The sequence below is a fragment of the Aridibaculum aurantiacum genome, from assembly GCF_017355875.1.
Lineage (GTDB): Bacteria > Bacteroidota > Bacteroidia > Chitinophagales > Chitinophagaceae > Segetibacter > Segetibacter aurantiacus.
This window is the reverse complement of the sequence record NZ_JAFEWC010000001.1, coordinates 1,592,916-1,608,783: the sequence shown is the minus strand read 5'-3', so window position 1 is coordinate 1,608,783 and position 15,868 is coordinate 1,592,916. Positions and strand designations below refer to the sequence as shown.

The following is a 15,868-nucleotide window of genomic DNA, read 5'->3' as shown; positions in this document are numbered from 1 at the left end:
GCACACTTGTACGGCATATCATTTTGCATCAGCCAACCAGCCATCTTCTCAATTTATTTTCGATACAAATAGCCTCTAGCAGCTATACCTGTAAACGCAACTAATTTTCAATGAACCTGCTGCTGTTTACCTATATTTATTTTTCAAAACCATATACATGATAAAACGTATAGCGGCCTGTATTTGTGTCGCTTTATCTATTTCTCATTACGGCTTTTCGCAAACCGACTACAGCAACTATGCGCAGCAATCCAGCCGCATCAACAGTCTTGGCAAGAGCTATAGCCAACTGGCCAAAGTGGCTTCTATTGCAAAAACAGCCGGCGGTAAAGACATCTGGATGATCACCATTGGTACAGGTATTACCGCTACCAAGCCTGCCATAGCAGTAGTAGGTGGTGTAGAAGGCAATCACCTGCTGGGAACAGAACTGGCCATTGGCTTTGCCGAAAAGTTATTGCAAGGCAGCAGCACCGACAGCATCAGGAACCTGCTGAACAAAACAACGTTTTACATCTATCCCAACATGAGCCCTGATGCCATGGAGCAATACTTTGCTAAACTGAGATACGAGCGGCAGGGGAATGCTTCACAGACTGATGATGATCGCGATGGGAGGACGAATGAAGATGGTTATGATGACTTAGACGGCAACGGCAAGATCACCCAGATGCGGGTAGCCTCTCCTATTGGCGAATGGCGCACACATCCTGATGATGCACGCATACTTATAAAAGCAGATCTTGCAAAGAACGAGAAAGGCAAGTACCTGCTTCTTATTGAAGGCATAGACAATGATAAGGATGGCAACCTGAATGAAGATGGTGAAGGTGGTGTTTGGTTCAATAAAAACTTTAGTTACAAGCACCCTTCTTTTACACAAGGCTCTGGCGAGTTTGCAGTAAGTGAACCAGAAACAAGAGCCTTGCTCGACCGCATGTACGAGCAGTTCAACATATATGCAGTGGTGAGCTTTGGCAGCAATAACAACCTGTCTACGCCACTTGCTTTCAATGCACAACAAGCTAATCAAAAGCTGGTAGCGGGACTGCTGGAGCCAGATGCAAAAGCCAATGCAATGGTGAGTGACTTGTACAACAAAGTGACCAGCATGAAAGACGCACCAAAGACTACGGCAGCAGGTGGAGATTTTCTTTCATGGGCGTACTTCCATTATGGCCGCCACAGCTTTAGTACACCGGGATGGTATATACCTAAAGCAAAAGCGGATACAGCTAAAAAAGAAAAACCGCTTAGTGTAGATGACGCATCTGCCAATTACCTGCGATGGGCTACTCAAAATAATATCACTCCCGCATTTACAGAATGGAAAAAGGTTAACCATCCTGACTATCCCAACCAAACAGTTGAGGTAGGTGGTTTAGATCCTTTTGTATTGATCAACCCGCCTTATGCTATGGTTGATTCCATTGTACGGAAACATACTACGTTTTTAACGCGGCTGGCTGCGTTACAACCAGAAGTAGATATTACGAATGTTCAAACAGAAAAACTCGGCAACAACATTACGCGCATTACTGCTACTGTAATGAACAAAGGTGCTTTGGCTAGTCATAGTAAACTCGGTGAAAGAACTTATTGGGTAAAGCGGATAGTAGTGAAGATGGATACCAACAACAACCAATCTGTTTTGAGTGGCAAAAAGAACCAGGTGCTTAATTCCTTAGAAGGTTATAGTAGTGAAACGCTTACCTGGCTTGTAAGAGGCACAGGTAAGGTAACGCTGGAAGCAGGAAGCCCAACCACCGGCACCAAACGAATCGACATCAACCTCTGAGTAATTTGAAAATTTGGCAATTTGAAAATTTGATAATGAAGAAATGAGCTTGTGGAGTGATAGCCTTATTTGGCTGAAGCTTTAGCTGAAAAATGATATTCAGTACAAGTGAGTGACACAACGATGTTGACACAAGTACAAATGCTGGTAAACAAAAAAAGATACGCATGAAATCAATCATACAAATCATTATAGTTATTGTGGGCCTGGCAACTACAGCGCAGGCGCAAACAAGGGAGCAGATATATAAAGCAGCGGGTACACCTGTTAATCCAAAGGTGCAGGTAAGCTGGAACAAATACTACGACCATGGCGGCATTAGCGAGATACTAAAGAAGATTGCTGCAGCATATCCTAATCTTGCCAAAGTGGAATCCATTAGCAAGTCGTACGAAGGCCGCGACATCTGGTGCATAGCCATTACAGATTATAAAAAAGGTGATGCTAATAAAAAGCCGGCGATGTACATTGACGGCAACATTCACAGCAATGAAGTGCAAGGCAGCGAGTTTGCCATGTATACCGCCTGGTACCTCACCGAATCATTCGGCGATACGAAGTTCATCCAGGACCTGCTAGCTGATAAAACTTTCTACATCGTTCCTACCATTAATCCAGATGCACGTGATAAATTTTTTAAAACACCTAACAATGCAAGCTCGCCGCGCAGTGGTGTTGTGCCAGTAGACAATGACCGCGATGGGCTGGTAAATGAAGATGGTTATGACGACCTGGATGGTGATGGTCACATTACGCTGATGCGTAGGAAGAGCAGCACAGGAAGGTTCAAAATTGATCCTGCATTTCCGGCGCGTATGATACAGGTGGGACCTGATGAGCAGGGAGAATACGAGATGCTGGGACTGGAAGGAATAGACAATGATGGTGATGGGCAGGTGAATGAAGACGGCGGGCAGTTTGAATATGATCCTAACCGCGACTGGGGCTGGAACTGGCAACCTAACTACATTCAAAATGGCGCGTACAAATATCCTTTCTCGCTTCCTGAGAACCGGGCGGTGATGGAGTTTGTAATGAAGCATCCGAACATTGCTGCGGCGCAGTCGTACCACAACGCCGGCGGTATGATCTTGCGTGGTCCGGGTGCCATTGAAGATGTGAATACATACAATGCTGCCGATGTGCAGATATATGATGCTATTGGTAAGAAAGGTGAGCAGATCATTCCTTCGTACAAGTACCTGGTGGTGTACAAAGACCTGTACTCGGTGTACGGCGGCGAGCTGGATTGGTTCTATGGTGGCCGTGGTGTATATACTTTCAGTAATGAATTGTGGACGCCTAGCCTGATGTTTAATGATACCTCCGCAACACGTGGTGTAAATGATCTGTCGTCGTACGAGTTTGACCGCTACCTGCTATTCAAAGATGCCTTTGTAGATTGGAAGTCATATGATCACCCGCAGTATGGTAAAATAGAAATAGGTGGTCCAAAGAAAAACTTCAGTCGTATGCACCCGGGCTTCTTATTGGAGAGTGATGCGCACCGCAATATGGCATTCACTATTTACCATGCCTACCACACGCCTAAGCTGGAGATAGACACGGTAATGGAGAAAAGTTTAGGTGATGGTTTACGAGAGATCACGGCAGTGATATCGAACAAGCGCCTGATGCCTACGCACAGCAGCCAGGACCTGAAGTATAAGATTGAAAGGCCAGATTACATCACCTTAGAAGGTGCTAAAGTGATAGCAGGAATGACGGTTGATAATCGCAATCCCACTGCTGCCGTAGAGCAACGTAATAACCCGGCTACTGTTGAGGTTCCGAATATTCCTGGCTTAGGGCAGGTGACGGCAAGATGGATAGTACAAGGCGCAGGTAAAGTGAACGTGGTGGTGGATAGTAAGAAAGGAGGAGTAGTGAGAAGATAGATGGCGGATGTCGGATGTTATGATGTCGGATGTCTGATGTGGGATTTTGAGATTTTGAGCCACCCGTTTTACATTTTGCATTTTACATTTTGACTTTTGACTTTTGAATTTTGAATTTTGACTTAGAAATGAACAACCACATACCATCCTCTACTGATCTTGTGATACGGCCTGCGTCGTTCAATGATATCAGGTACATACAACAAATAGCTGCGGAGACATGGCCGGTGGCGTATAAAGAGATACTAAGCAAAGAGCAACTGGAGTATATGCTGGGGCTGTTCTATACCCACCCGGCGCTGGAACAGCAGATGAAGGATAACCACCACTTTTTCCTGGCTATCAAGGATGCGCAACCGATTGGCTTCGCTAGCTTCAACTTTATTGAAGGAGATATATACAAACTGCAGAAACTGTATGTACTGCCTACTGTTCAAGGAACCGGAGCAGGTATAAAGCTGCTGCACACAGTAGAAGCAGTAGCGTATAGTATGGGTGGAAAATATCTTCAGCTAAATGTAAACAGGAAGAACAATGCAAAGAATTTCTACGAAAAGAATGGCTATAAGGTAATAGCAGAAAAAGACATAGACATTGGCAATGGATACTGGATGATCGACTTCATTATGCAGAAGGAACTGACAGAAGAAAACAATGACGGCATCCGCGAACAGAGGCCTACGCAGTCAATAGAATGAGCAATGGTTTTTGATCTTCGGCTGATGATTTTTATCATTTGCATTGGTTAGACAGCCCACATCTAAATCTTCATCCATAAGCATGTAAACAACAATAGCAGCCCTTCCAGGCTGCTATTGTATTTAGTCAGAAGAACTATACTATCTCTTCACAAAAGGCAGCACCTTTCGCTCGGTTGTTGTTTCTATCACCAGTGTATATATACCAGCTCCGAGGTTGCTCACCGGAATGGTGATGTGCTCTGCTGATGCGGCAGCCGATGTAGTGGCCAATGTTCTACCTGAAAAATCTTTTACAGAGACAGTCAATGAACTTGTTGCACCACGAAAAGATATGGCAGCTACTGATTGTACAGGATTGCCTAGCAATTTAACCTCTAGGGTAGACTTGTTGCCAAAGCGTACACTTCTTGTAGTGCTGTAGGTATTAGAACCGTCAGCATCTACCAGTTGCAAGCGATAGTACACCACCTCTTTACCTGCAGCAGCAATGTCTTTGTCTACAAAAGAATAATTACGCACTGCAGAAGAATTACCGGCTGCAGCCACAGTACCTATGCTTTCATAGTTTATTCCGTTGAAACTCCTTTGCACATTGAAAGCTATACTATTTTGCTCCGATGATGTAGACCACTGCAGCAATGCATCTTTACGATCAGAAGTAACAGCGAAGTCTGACAACAAAATTGGTAATGGTGACACAGACGTATTCAGTACATAGAGGTCTGCTTCCGGATCATCGCCGTCTGTAGCTTCAAATACAATCTTACCATTCAATATCCAGTAACCTTCAGGGTATGAGTCGCCGGCGGTGTTGATATTCGTTACCCGCACTGTTCCTGCTGATGTACCATCACTCTTCCAAACTTCTGTTCCATTAACACCATCATCTGCCGTAAAATAAAGCCCTTCGGAAGTGTATACGAACAGCAGATTCGAGCCTTCTAATCCACCCTCTTCACCAGGCAAGATGTCCTTCAACATGCTTGTACCTCCTTGTGTTCCATCACTCACCCACAGCTCTGTACCTTCTGTTTCTGTTTTAGCAATAAAGAAGAATTTATTGCCCTGGAACAAAGGCTGCGTATACGTTTCACCTGTGAACTCATACGCAGAAAGAATGAGCGGATAGGTGCCTTCATCAAAAGTGAAATCTTTGAACAAAGCAGTACCGGCAGTTGTACCATCTGTCTCCCATATCTGGTATCGCGTACCAAACAAATTACTTACCGGAAAGAACATCTTATTGCCGATCTTGATTGAGTTGAAAAGGAAGCTGAATGAACCGTTAGGTCCTGTTTGAATATCCTTGATCATAGCAGTGTTAGCTTCTGTGCCATCAGTAGACCAAAGCTCTTCACCATGTACACCGTCGTTCGCAGCAAACAAGGCTTTGCCATTCAACTCAAAAAATATAAAGTCCATTAACATTGACTTTGCACTACCGGTAGGGTGAATGTTTCTCAGTAGCACTGTTCCTGCCTCTGTACCATCTGTTTTCCAAACCTCTGTACCATGCGTGGCAGTGGAAGCCTGGAACAACACAATGTTGTTGTACTTAAAGAAGCTGGTAGTATTGGAGGAAGGAGAACCAGGGTTGATGTCTTTCAACATAGCAGTACCTGCTGCTGTACCATTTGATTTGAATAACTCAAAACCTGCTGCAGGTGTACGCGCAGAAAACAATAAGTAGCTGCCGTTGGAGAACATGCTGTAACTATCCGCATTGTTGCTGCCGGTTGTTCCTGGCATAACGTCCAGCACGAGTGATGTACCTGATTCTGTTCCGTCTGTCTTCCATAGTTCGCGGCCTTCATTAGGCGTGATAGCAGAGAAGTACACTGCATTGTTGAAGATGATAAAGTCTGCAGGTGTTGATGACGCTGTACCACCATTTATATCTTTCAGAAGCTTTGTGCCGTTGGCCGTACCATCAGAGATAAATAATTCAGTACCGCTGGCTGCAGTGTGTGCTCTGAATATCAGTTTGCCATTGTACAAGATACCATCACCCTTGTACATGATACCGGCACTCAATTGTGTGGTACCAGCACTGGTAGCATCGGTTATCCAAAGCGTTGAATCTATACCTGATACCAGTATTGTTTTTGTATTGCTGATCTCATAAGCCCTTGACAGGCTTTTGTTGGAGTTGATTTTTGTAACCTGTGCTACAGAGGCAATAGATAGACCTGTAGCTAAAGCGAGGAGTAATTTTGTTTTCATTGCAGTTTTGTTATGACCGCAAACTTAGAATGCCTGCACCCTCACCGTTCCCGCATAAAGATGTGACTGGTGATGAACGTAAAGAGAGATGGATAAACCCCGGCTACAGCGGTATAAGAGGAAGCGAGAGCATGCTATAACTCATAGATGAATAACAAGCTTACAGTTGATGACCTGCTGTTATCACTTATTTATGTGAGAGGAATTTCAAGTCAAAAGTCAAAAAAGTAAAAGTGGGTTGCTGATGTTTGTCTTGGTGCGTTGAGTTTTTTCGTTGCTATTCTGACTTTAACCTACGCCTTCCTCTTTTGAATTTCGACTTTTGACTTTTGACTTTTGACTTTTGACTTCTACCTATCGCCTAATGCCTATCGCCTCCGCCTCACACCACCCTATGCGTCTCTTTAATCACACCCATCACAAATACGCTCTGCACATTGCCCATGTTTTCTATGGAGCTTAGTTTGTTTACGTGGAAGTTGTAGTAGGCATTCATATCCTCCGCCACCACCTTTAGCATGAAGTCGAACTCACCGGAGATGTTGTAGCATTCGATTACCTCGTCTAGCTGCTGGATGGTTTTGATAAACTTGTCGCCGGCGTTCTTGCTGTGCTGCTTTAGTGAGACATAGCAGATGACCATCAGGCCTTTCTTCACCTTTGCATAATCAACGAGTGTTGCGTATTGTTTGATGACGCCGCTCTCTTCCATCCGCTTGATGCGTTCGTGTACGGGTGTGGTGCTCAAGTGGACTTTCTCAGAGATCTCTTTGACAGTTATCCGCGCATTTTCCTGCAGCAGCCGGAGGATCGATAGGTCCTTTTCGTCGAGTGATATAGGTGTGGTAGTGGATTCTACTGTTTTAACTGCTTTTGCCATGATAAACTGCGTGGATGTACTGCAAAAGTAGCTTTATCTACAGGTTCATCCTAAACTTTGCGGCTGTGGCAGGATATTCTACTATAGGAGGTAGATTTGTAGCTGTTGGTTTGAACCACTAAGACAGCAAGTACACTAAGATGCACTAAGGCTTTGTGTTCCTTTGCGACCTTTGTGTCTTTGTGGTTCAAGAGAAAGATGAATAAAGAACATCCAGTACAAGTGTGCGACGCAACGATGATGAAGAGCGTCCTACTGCTGGTAACAAAATCAGATATCACAAAATCTCAAAATCAGAAATAACAATTATGTCTACAGTATCTAAAAACATCGACTTCAGCCTGAAGTACAAAGTGGCTGACATCAGCCTGGCTGAGTGGGGTCGTAAAGAAATCCGTTTGGCGGAAGCTGAAATGCCGGGCCTGATGGCTATCCGTGCTGAGTACGGTCCAAGCCAGCCACTGAAAGGCGCACGCATTGCTGGTTGTCTACACATGACGATCCAGACTGCGGTGCTGATCGAAACTTTGGTTGCTCTTGGTGCTGAAGTGAAGTGGAGCTCTTGCAACATCTTCTCTACGCAAGACCACGCTGCTGCTGCTATTGCCGCTGCAGGTATCGGTGTATTTGCATGGAAAGGTCAGAGCCAGGCAGAAGCTGATTGGTGTATCGAGCAGACGCTGTTCTTCGGTGCTGCTGATCGTCCTTTGAACATGATCCTTGACGATGGTGGTGACCTGACCAACATGGTGTTTGATGTATATCCTGAGCTGATCCAGCACGTGAAGGGTCTTTCTGAAGAAACTACCACTGGTGTTCACCGCCTGTATGAGCGCATGGCGAAAGGTACTTTGCCTATCCCTGCGATCAACGTCAACGACAGCGTAACTAAATCTAAGTTTGACAACAAATATGGTTGTAAAGAATCACTGGTTGACTCTATCCGCCGCGCTACCGATGTAATGCTGGCTGGTAAAGTAGCTGTAGTGGGTGGTTATGGTGATGTAGGTAAAGGTTCTGCTGCTTCACTGGCTGGTGCTGGTTGCCGCGTGATCGTTACCGAGATCGATCCTATCTGTGCGCTGCAAGCTGCTATGGATGGTTTTGAAGTTAAGCGTATGATTGACGCTGTGAAAGAAGCTGACATCATCGTTACTGCTTCTGGCTGCCGCGACCTGATCACTGGCGAGCACTTCAAAGCAATGAAGGATAAAGCGATCGTTTGTAACATCGGTCACTTCGATATCGAGATTGACGTTGCATGGTTGAACGATAACTATGGTAACACGAAGGATACTATTAAACCTCAGGTTGATATGTACACCATTGATGGTAAAGACATCATCCTGTTGGCTGAAGGTCGCCTGGTAAACCTCGGTTGTGCTACTGGTCACCCATCATTTGTGATGAGTAACTCTTTCACTAACCAAACCCTTGCACAGATCGAACTTTGGACAAACACTGATAAGTACGAGAACAAAGTTTACGTTCTGCCTAAGCACCTGGATGAGAAAGTTGCGCGTTTGCACCTTGCTAAGATCGGTGTGGTACTGGATGAACTGACAGATGCGCAAGCTGAATACCTTGGTCTTCCTAAAGATGGTCCGTTCAAGCCGGAAGCTTATAGGTACTAATGCAAAATGTAAAAGTCAAAAATAAAAAAACCCGCTTCAGTTATGGAGCGGGTTTTTGTTTGAACAACTAGTGTCATACTTTTATGTTATGAGCAAAATGGAAAAGATATTGCTTAAACTTCTGTCGGGTAAGTCAGATAAGAATTTCCTGTTTGACGATTTAGTTAATCTTCTTATCCGGCTGGGTTTTGAAGAAAGGCATACGGGTGGTAGCCACAGGATTTTTTCACATAAAGGTGTAGAGGGAATTATTAATTTGCAGAAGACAAAAACCAGCCAGGCTAAACCTTACCAGGTAAAGCAGGTAAGAGAGTTCCTGGTAACACATAAACTGATAGACCATGGTGAGTAAATATGAAGTTATCATCTTTTGGAGTGAGGAAGATGGGTCCTATATTGCAGAGATGCCTGAGCTAAAAGGATGCCTTGCTCATGGTGATACACAGGATGAAGCCTTACGGGAAGTAAAACTGGTAGCTGAGGAATGGATCAAACTGGCACAGGAGAATTCGTGGCACATTCCGGAACCTAAAGGACGCCTGATATTTGCGTGAGACTAAGTCGGAAATTCAAGGGGATTGATTGATAAAGTCAAAAATAAAAAGACCCGCTTCAGTTATGGAGCGGGTTTTTTGTTTGGTACTTAGCTGAAGTACTATAATGAAGCATCGTTGCGTCGCACACTTGTGCTGTACTACTCCCTGCAGCATTTGCTACTCACCTATTCTGCCTACTGGCCATAATTAGCATCGTCTACAAACACCGTTTATCGACAAATCTCGGCCTTCGGCATACGCACATCCAACACCTGCCTATTAAGCAAATTCTTCCTTTAGCGCCAGCATAGTTTTCGATGTAATTATTCACCAAACAACTAAACATCATGAAACAGTTACTGATCTCTACGCTTCTTTTTACGATCCTGGTTACCGGCAGCCAATCTTCTTTCGCGCAGGAACAAGAACAACAAAAAACCACTAAATGCAAGTGGGTAAGCGATAAAGGTTTCTGGATAGTAGAAAGCAACATCAACGACAAGACTTGGGCTACCATTCATTTCTACAACAACGACAACCAGAGGATTTATTCTGAAATGGTTGACGGAAGATCTATCAACATCAAAAAGAAAAGAACACTGATGAAATTGAAGCATGCATTGGACTCTGCATTGGTAGCCTGGGAGAATGTAAACAAACAAAACAACCATATAGCTGGCTTGTCAAACAAATAAGCATTAGAAGAACACCCTGTTCAATATTATCATTTCCCGTACATAAAAAACTTGCTTCTTCCAAAGATCATTTTTAAATAGTTTTAACCGCATAAATGGAGTCGTACCAATTCATATTTTCTGATAAACACCGGCTGAAACGGCATATACTATTCTGGATCAGCTGGTGGATTTTCAGCACATTGCTCTACGGCTACAGCGCAGCCATTCTGCCTTTTCCCCTACACCTCAGGCTGCTCATGAGTATGACCGACTCGCTGTTCTTCCTGGTGCCGCAGGCCTTCATGTCGTACACGCTCATGTATTTTGTGGTTCCTCAGCAGGTACTAAAGCACCGTTACGTACTGGCGCTAATAACAGTTATTGCTGTTGCTTTACTCACTGCTTTTTCTTCAGCAGTAATAGGATTGTATGTCCTTCATCCAATCAAGAAACTTTTTGTACCTGACCTGTTCCCATTGAACTCGCCCCGCGGCCACAATGCCACTATTTTTCTTTCAGTATTGGCCGGTTTACGTGGCGGATTGACCATTGGCGGTATGGCAGCTTCTATAAAGATCATGAAGCACCTGTACCTGAAGGAACAGAGAAACATGCAGCTGCAAAAGGAAAATATACAATCGCAACTGCAGGTACTTAAAGCGCAGGTTCATCCGCATTTCCTGTTCAACACCCTCAACAATATTTTCTCGCACACACAGCAAACATCACCTGTAGCATCGCAACTGGTCATGGGCTTGTCCGACATGCTCAGGTACATGTTGTACGAAGGAAATAAACCTCTAGTGCTGCTGGCAAACGAGATAAAAATGTTGGAAGACTACATCATGGTAGAGAAGATACGCTATGGCAATAAGCTGGAAGTGAATTTTCAAATTGACGACAACATAGATCATCTTGCTATAGCACCATTGATCTTACTTCCGTTTGTTGAAAACAGCTTCAAGCATGGCGCCAGTCAGATGCTCGATCAGCCTTGGGTAAGCCTTAGCCTGCACCTCGAAGGCGAGAACATGCACTTCAAGCTTATCAATGGAAAAGCGCCAAACTATCAAGCGCCTAAAACTTCGTCCGGCATAGGCATACAAAATGTACAGCGCCGACTCGAACTATTATATCCCGATAACCATCTTCTGAAAATCCAGGACGAAGAAGAGGTTTTCATTGTTGACCTAAAGCTCAGGCTTACAAAAATGGCAGTGACCACAAAGCCAAAGGCATTAACCAAAACACCCGTTTATGAATAACCTGCAACCATTAGCATGCATTGTGATTGACGACGAACCACCTGCGCGTGAAATCCTGGGTAGGTACATCGACCAACTACCAACGTTGCAGTTACAGGCACAATTTGGCAATGCCATTGAGGCTATGACACATCTCCACCAACACCAGGTGGATCTTGTGTTTCTCGACATACAAATGCCGCAGCTAAAAGGAACTGAATTTTTAAAGGCGCTTAAGAACCCGCCGCCGGTCATCTTCACCACAGCGCATCCTGAGTATGCCATAGAAGGTTTCGAGCTCGATGCAGTAGACTATCTTCTGAAGCCAATTCGTTTCGATCGTTTTTTACGGGCAGTAAACAAAGTATCCAACATCAAAGAACATAAGCCCGCAGACATTGCACCTGTGAAGGAGGAACGGAACCAGCCATCGTTCGTATATGTGCGGGCCGACAGGAAAATGGTGAAGGTCATGCTCAACGACATCCACTTTGTCGAAAGCATGAAAGACTACGTAAAGATCTTCACCAACGAGCAGGTCATCATCACAAAACAATCGCTCAATTCAGTAGAAGCCATGCTACCCGAGCAGCAGTTTGTAAGAACCCACCGTTCCTTCATCGTCTCATTATCTAAAATAAGATCTTACACGCACGAGCTGATCCAAATAGACAACAACGAGGTACCCATTGGCAAACTTTATCGCAATGAGGTACTTAAAATGCTGAGCTAAACCAGGTAGCGAAGAATAAGTTTGGTACCAGCATGTGAATGTTTACGGAACATCGTTGCGTCGCACACTTGTACATATGCACTTCCTTCAGCAGTCCAACATAAAGCTTCCAATGAACTGAAATACACAAACCAGGCTGCATCGTCACAAGAAGAGCATAGCCATGGAATAGTAACTTCCTTCTCTTTCACTATTTCCTGTAAGTTTGGCCAAACAACTTTTCATGCGCCTGCTTACAGTCCTCCTATGCTTCATTTCCCTAAGCACTATAGCTTCCAGCGATTCAACTATTACTTATTCTTTACCTGATACTGTTAAGCCAGTAAGTATGGTTGTGGATATAACCGTCACTGGCTATGGAAAGAAAGAAGCATTTGCAGGGATTGGAACAAAGTCAGTAAAACTGTATGTAGAAAAAAATAAGAAAGAGCACCTGGTAAGCTTCAAATTTCCTGAGGCTAGCAAGACGATTGTTAGAGGCCGTGACGTGCGCATGAAAAAGGCTCAACTTGAGTGGAAGTTTGATTGGCAATTGAATACAACATACAAGCTGATGCTGGCCACCGCTACGGACACAGCGGAGAAATTCAGCATCGTCTCCGCTTATATTTTTCTACCAGCCGAACAAAAATGGAAGTTGATCGGCACCTGCAGAATGAAAGATGAAGTGCGTCCTCTTGAAGATTTGAAAGCAGTAAGATCAACAGGCAAAGCATCAAGAATGGATGTATCATTTAGCAATGTGATGGTACAAACGGCAAGAGGCTGGAGAAGACTGGATGATACAAAACAACCTGTACCCTCTCCTGCTGTGCCGCCACTTGCCAATGTTGATAGTGTCTACCAGGTACAGGCCGATAAAGATCTCATTGACGTTGCCACAGGTTTAGGTGCCATCAAAGCAAAGGAAAACATTGAAGGTGTATACTACGAAATCATCAACCCGGGAAGCGGCACATCATTTACTGCAAAAGACTCCGTATCTGTCCGTTACCAACTGCGCCTGCTGGGCTCACAAGAAGTAATTAGCGGCAGTGAAACGGAACAATATACATTCATGCTTGGCAGCCTGATAAGGGGTTGGCAACTGGCTGTACCATTGGTTAAGACTGGAGGTAAAATAAGATTAGTAATACCATCAGGCATGGCTTATTCCATTAGAACACGCTCACCCAAAATACCTCCTAACAGCGTTCTTGTTTTTGATATTGATGTGCTGGATGCAAAGCCTGCAGCGAAGTGATGCGTTCCCAATTTTCATTAATATGTACCTACAACCACTACGCATGAGTAAGCTTGTTGAAACAACTATTCATGCATTTGAAATATCTTCCCCATTCCAAAAAGATGAACGTGTCTAAACGAAGTGACTATATAAGCTGGGATGAATATTTTATGGGTGTTGCATTATTGAGTGGCCGCCGTAGCAAAGATCCAAATACACAGGTGGGTGCATGCATTGTAAATCATCAAAACAAGATCGTTGGTGCTGGTTACAACGGCTTACCCATAGGGCTAAGCGACGATCAGTTCCCCTGGCAAAAAACCGGCGATTTCCTGGAGACAAAGTACCCGTATGTATGCCACGCCGAATTGAATGCTATCCTGAATAACATAGGTATGAACCTGGCAGGATGCCGAATTTACACCGCACTATTTCCCTGTAATGAATGCGCCAAAGCAATCATTCAATCAGGAATTGTAGAGGTGATTTTCTTAAGTGATAAATACGACGGCACTGATGTTTCTAGAGCAAGCAAAGCCATGCTGAATGCGGCTGGTGTGGCTTATAGAAAAGTTGTTGTAAACAGGGAAAATATAGAACTATCGTTCAAAGAAGAGCACGTATAGTTACATATAATTTTTCCGTTATAAGACTTGCATTCTTCTAGCAGAATGTCTACTTTGGTTGTACTACCTGCGTGGTAGTTGTTGCTAACCTCGCCACTTCATCAATCAAAAACATTTTGCACATGAAAACGACAACACTCCTGTTAGTAACCGCCTGCTTTTTACTCAGCACCACTTTTACCGCCTTCGGCCAAAAGAAAAGCCAAACCATTACTTTTTCCTCCTCTAATCCCGAGGCAATGGAACTATTTAACCAAGGTCTGAAGGCTTATGACGAGCTGGATTTTCCAACAGCCAATCGCTTATTCAAACAGGCGGCCGCCAAAGATCAGAACTTTGCAGCGGCTTTTTTATTTGCCAGTAGTAGCTCCCAAAATCCAAAAGAATTCGCTGAGAATATTGCAAAAGCCAAGTCCATTAAGAATGCTACGGCAGCGGATAAATTGCAGTTGCAGTTGGCCGAAAGTTTCCTGACAGACAACTGGAACCAAAGGATGGCTGCGGCACAAGCCATGGTTAAAACATTTCCTCAATCTGCGCGTGCCTATGTAGAACTTGCAAATACTTATGCAGCTAATTACAAAATGGCAGAAGCTCGCAAAGCATTTGAAAAAGCAATTCAGCTAGAGCCTGATTGGGTAGGTGGTTATGTTGGCCTTGCCAGCTCGTATGCTTTTGATGAGCCGAAGAACATGGCACTTGCAGAGAAATATGCTTCACAAGCAGTAGAGAGAACGCCTAATAGTGTAGGTATGCAAGTATTGCTGGGTGATGTTTATCGTGGTCAACACGCATTGGAAAAAGCAAGAGATGCTTATTCGAATGCTATGAAAATCCAGGAAGACAATCCTGTTTCCTATTACAAAAGAGGCCATGCGCTTACATACCTTGGGAAACTGGAAGATGCACGTAAAGATTATATGATGGCAGGCCAAAAGGATAAAGAAGGAAGTTCCTTGGCGAACCAATCCATTGCCTTCACTTATTTATATGCTGATGACCCGACCACAGCTTATAAATTTTTAGTTGATGCAGAATCAGAAATTACGCCTTCAACTAACCCGGTAAATAATCAAAGAAAATATGAGCTGCTTTATGCTGCGGCCAATATAGCCAGCCATACCAATAATCCAGAACAGGTAATAGATATCATGAAAAAGATGGAACCGCTGAGTATGCAAATTGGAAATGACCTGGGCACCAAAGAAGGCAAGCATCTTACAAAGTCGGACATGCTGTACTGGCGTGCTATTGCGGAAGCAATCAAAGGTGATTTTAACGCAGCAGAAAAAACTGCGAATGAAATGAAAACAGAACTTGCTTCCATTGTGAACCCGCGTAAATATGAAACTCATGAATCATTGCTAGGCTTTATCAATTTCAAACAAGCGCGCTACGACCAGGCGGTAAACAACTTTAAGCAATCCAATAAAAACAATGTGTACAACAAGTACTGGCTTGCCCGCTCATATGAAGCTGCAGGCGATAAAGCAAATGCCACTGCTATATACAAAGAGATAGCTGATCATAATTTCAATAGTGTAGGTTATGCACTAATAAGAAACGAGGTAAAGAATAAAATAAAAGAGTAACTACATGTTTTAAAAATAGTGAAAGCCTGTTCTTTTGGAACAGGCTTTGTTGTTTTTAGAATACCTTGATGTGATTGCTGCAGACAACCAGCTATTGCTTC

At 43.9% G+C, this 15,868-nt stretch carries 14 protein-coding genes; 12 read left to right on the top strand and 2 right to left on the bottom strand.

What is annotated here, in order from left to right:
- The first annotated feature begins 157 nt into the window (after positions 1-157).
- The 3 genes from J4N22_RS06710 to J4N22_RS06700 all read left to right on the top strand — a co-directional run bounded on the left by J4N22_RS06710 (position 158) and on the right by J4N22_RS06700 (position 4,394).
- Positions 158-1,798 (top strand): M14 family metallopeptidase, encoded by a 1,641-nt coding sequence (locus J4N22_RS06710; protein ID WP_207493159.1) that lies wholly within the window; start codon positions 158-160, stop codon positions 1,796-1,798.
- 167 nt (positions 1,799-1,965) lie between these two features.
- Positions 1,966-3,696, top strand: a complete 1,731-nt coding sequence (locus tag J4N22_RS06705) for a M14 family metallopeptidase (RefSeq protein ID WP_207493158.1) — start codon at positions 1,966-1,968, stop codon at positions 3,694-3,696.
- A gap of 128 nt (positions 3,697-3,824) precedes the next feature.
- Entirely contained in the window at positions 3,825-4,394 is a 570-nt protein-coding gene (locus J4N22_RS06700; protein WP_207493157.1) for a GNAT family N-acetyltransferase, read from the top strand.
- A gap of 141 nt (positions 4,395-4,535) precedes the next feature.
- Here the strand turns inward: J4N22_RS06700 and J4N22_RS06695 are convergent, their stop codons facing one another.
- The gene (locus tag J4N22_RS06695; protein ID WP_207493156.1) at positions 4,536-6,620 is read right to left on the bottom strand and encodes a T9SS type A sorting domain-containing protein; all 2,085 of its coding nucleotides are present in this window, start codon (positions 6,618-6,620) and stop codon (positions 4,536-4,538) included.
- Positions 6,621-7,002: 382 nt separating this feature from the next.
- Complete coding sequence (locus J4N22_RS06690) at positions 7,003-7,500, bottom strand: Lrp/AsnC family transcriptional regulator (RefSeq protein WP_207493155.1); 498 nt, start codon at positions 7,498-7,500, stop codon at positions 7,003-7,005.
- A 308-nt stretch (positions 7,501-7,808) separates the two neighbouring features.
- Between J4N22_RS06690 and ahcY the strand changes: the two genes are divergently transcribed.
- The 9 genes from ahcY (at position 7,809) to J4N22_RS06645 (ending at position 15,767) form a co-directional block, all read left to right on the top strand.
- Positions 7,809-9,134 (top strand): adenosylhomocysteinase, encoded by a 1,326-nt coding sequence (gene ahcY / locus J4N22_RS06685; protein WP_207493154.1) that lies wholly within the window; start codon positions 7,809-7,811, stop codon positions 9,132-9,134.
- Positions 9,135-9,222: 88 nt separating this feature from the next.
- Positions 9,223-9,486 (top strand): type II toxin-antitoxin system HicA family toxin, encoded by a 264-nt coding sequence (locus J4N22_RS06680; protein ID WP_207493153.1) that lies wholly within the window; start codon positions 9,223-9,225, stop codon positions 9,484-9,486.
- Positions 9,476-9,688 carry a type II toxin-antitoxin system HicB family antitoxin gene (locus J4N22_RS06675; RefSeq protein ID WP_207493152.1) on the top strand — a complete coding sequence of 71 codons (213 nt, stop codon included), beginning with the start codon at positions 9,476-9,478 and terminating at the stop codon, positions 9,686-9,688. The genes J4N22_RS06680 and J4N22_RS06675 overlap by 11 nt, the downstream gene beginning before the upstream one ends.
- A gap of 329 nt (positions 9,689-10,017) precedes the next feature.
- Positions 10,018-10,365, top strand: coding sequence for a hypothetical protein (locus tag J4N22_RS06670; RefSeq protein WP_207493151.1), 348 nt, complete (start codon positions 10,018-10,020; stop codon positions 10,363-10,365).
- Positions 10,366-10,460: 95 nt separating this feature from the next.
- A complete protein-coding gene (locus J4N22_RS06665; protein WP_207493149.1) occupies positions 10,461-11,612 on the top strand; it encodes a sensor histidine kinase in 1,152 nt (383 codons plus the stop codon).
- Complete coding sequence (locus tag J4N22_RS06660) at positions 11,605-12,324, top strand: LytR/AlgR family response regulator transcription factor (protein WP_207493146.1); 720 nt, start codon at positions 11,605-11,607, stop codon at positions 12,322-12,324. The genes J4N22_RS06665 and J4N22_RS06660 overlap by 8 nt, the downstream gene beginning before the upstream one ends.
- 223 nt (positions 12,325-12,547) lie before the next feature.
- Entirely contained in the window at positions 12,548-13,567 is a 1,020-nt protein-coding gene (locus tag J4N22_RS06655) for an FKBP-type peptidyl-prolyl cis-trans isomerase (protein ID WP_207493141.1), read from the top strand.
- A gap of 110 nt (positions 13,568-13,677) precedes the next feature.
- Positions 13,678-14,175, top strand: a complete 498-nt coding sequence (locus J4N22_RS06650; RefSeq protein WP_207493138.1) for a deaminase — start codon at positions 13,678-13,680, stop codon at positions 14,173-14,175.
- Positions 14,176-14,297: 122 nt separating this feature from the next.
- A complete protein-coding gene (locus tag J4N22_RS06645; RefSeq protein ID WP_207493132.1) occupies positions 14,298-15,767 on the top strand; it encodes a tetratricopeptide repeat protein in 1,470 nt (489 codons plus the stop codon).
- Positions 15,768-15,868: the final 101 nt, after the last annotated feature.

Bases quoted from the DNA above. Each gene is read 5' to 3' on its own strand.
- J4N22_RS06710 (WP_207493159.1), top strand. From the start codon at position 158: ATGATAAAACGTATAGCGGCCTGTATTTGTGTCGCTTTATCTATTTCT.
- J4N22_RS06705 (WP_207493158.1), top strand. From the start codon at position 1,966: ATGAAATCAATCATACAAATCATTATAGTTATTGTGGGCCTGGCAACT.
- J4N22_RS06700 (WP_207493157.1), top strand. From the start codon at position 3,825: ATGAACAACCACATACCATCCTCTACTGATCTTGTGATACGGCCTGCG.
- J4N22_RS06695 (WP_207493156.1), bottom strand. From the start codon at position 6,620: ATGAAAACAAAATTACTCCTCGCTTTAGCTACAGGTCTATCTATTGCC.
- J4N22_RS06690 (WP_207493155.1), bottom strand. From the start codon at position 7,500: ATGGCAAAAGCAGTTAAAACAGTAGAATCCACTACCACACCTATATCA.
- ahcY (WP_207493154.1), top strand. From the start codon at position 7,809: ATGTCTACAGTATCTAAAAACATCGACTTCAGCCTGAAGTACAAAGTG.
- J4N22_RS06680 (WP_207493153.1), top strand. From the start codon at position 9,223: ATGAGCAAAATGGAAAAGATATTGCTTAAACTTCTGTCGGGTAAGTCA.
- J4N22_RS06675 (WP_207493152.1), top strand. From the start codon at position 9,476: ATGGTGAGTAAATATGAAGTTATCATCTTTTGGAGTGAGGAAGATGGG.
- J4N22_RS06670 (WP_207493151.1), top strand. From the start codon at position 10,018: ATGAAACAGTTACTGATCTCTACGCTTCTTTTTACGATCCTGGTTACC.
- J4N22_RS06665 (WP_207493149.1), top strand. From the start codon at position 10,461: ATGGAGTCGTACCAATTCATATTTTCTGATAAACACCGGCTGAAACGG.
- J4N22_RS06660 (WP_207493146.1), top strand. From the start codon at position 11,605: ATGAATAACCTGCAACCATTAGCATGCATTGTGATTGACGACGAACCA.
- J4N22_RS06655 (WP_207493141.1), top strand. From the start codon at position 12,548: ATGCGCCTGCTTACAGTCCTCCTATGCTTCATTTCCCTAAGCACTATA.
- J4N22_RS06645 (WP_207493132.1), top strand. From the start codon at position 14,298: ATGAAAACGACAACACTCCTGTTAGTAACCGCCTGCTTTTTACTCAGC.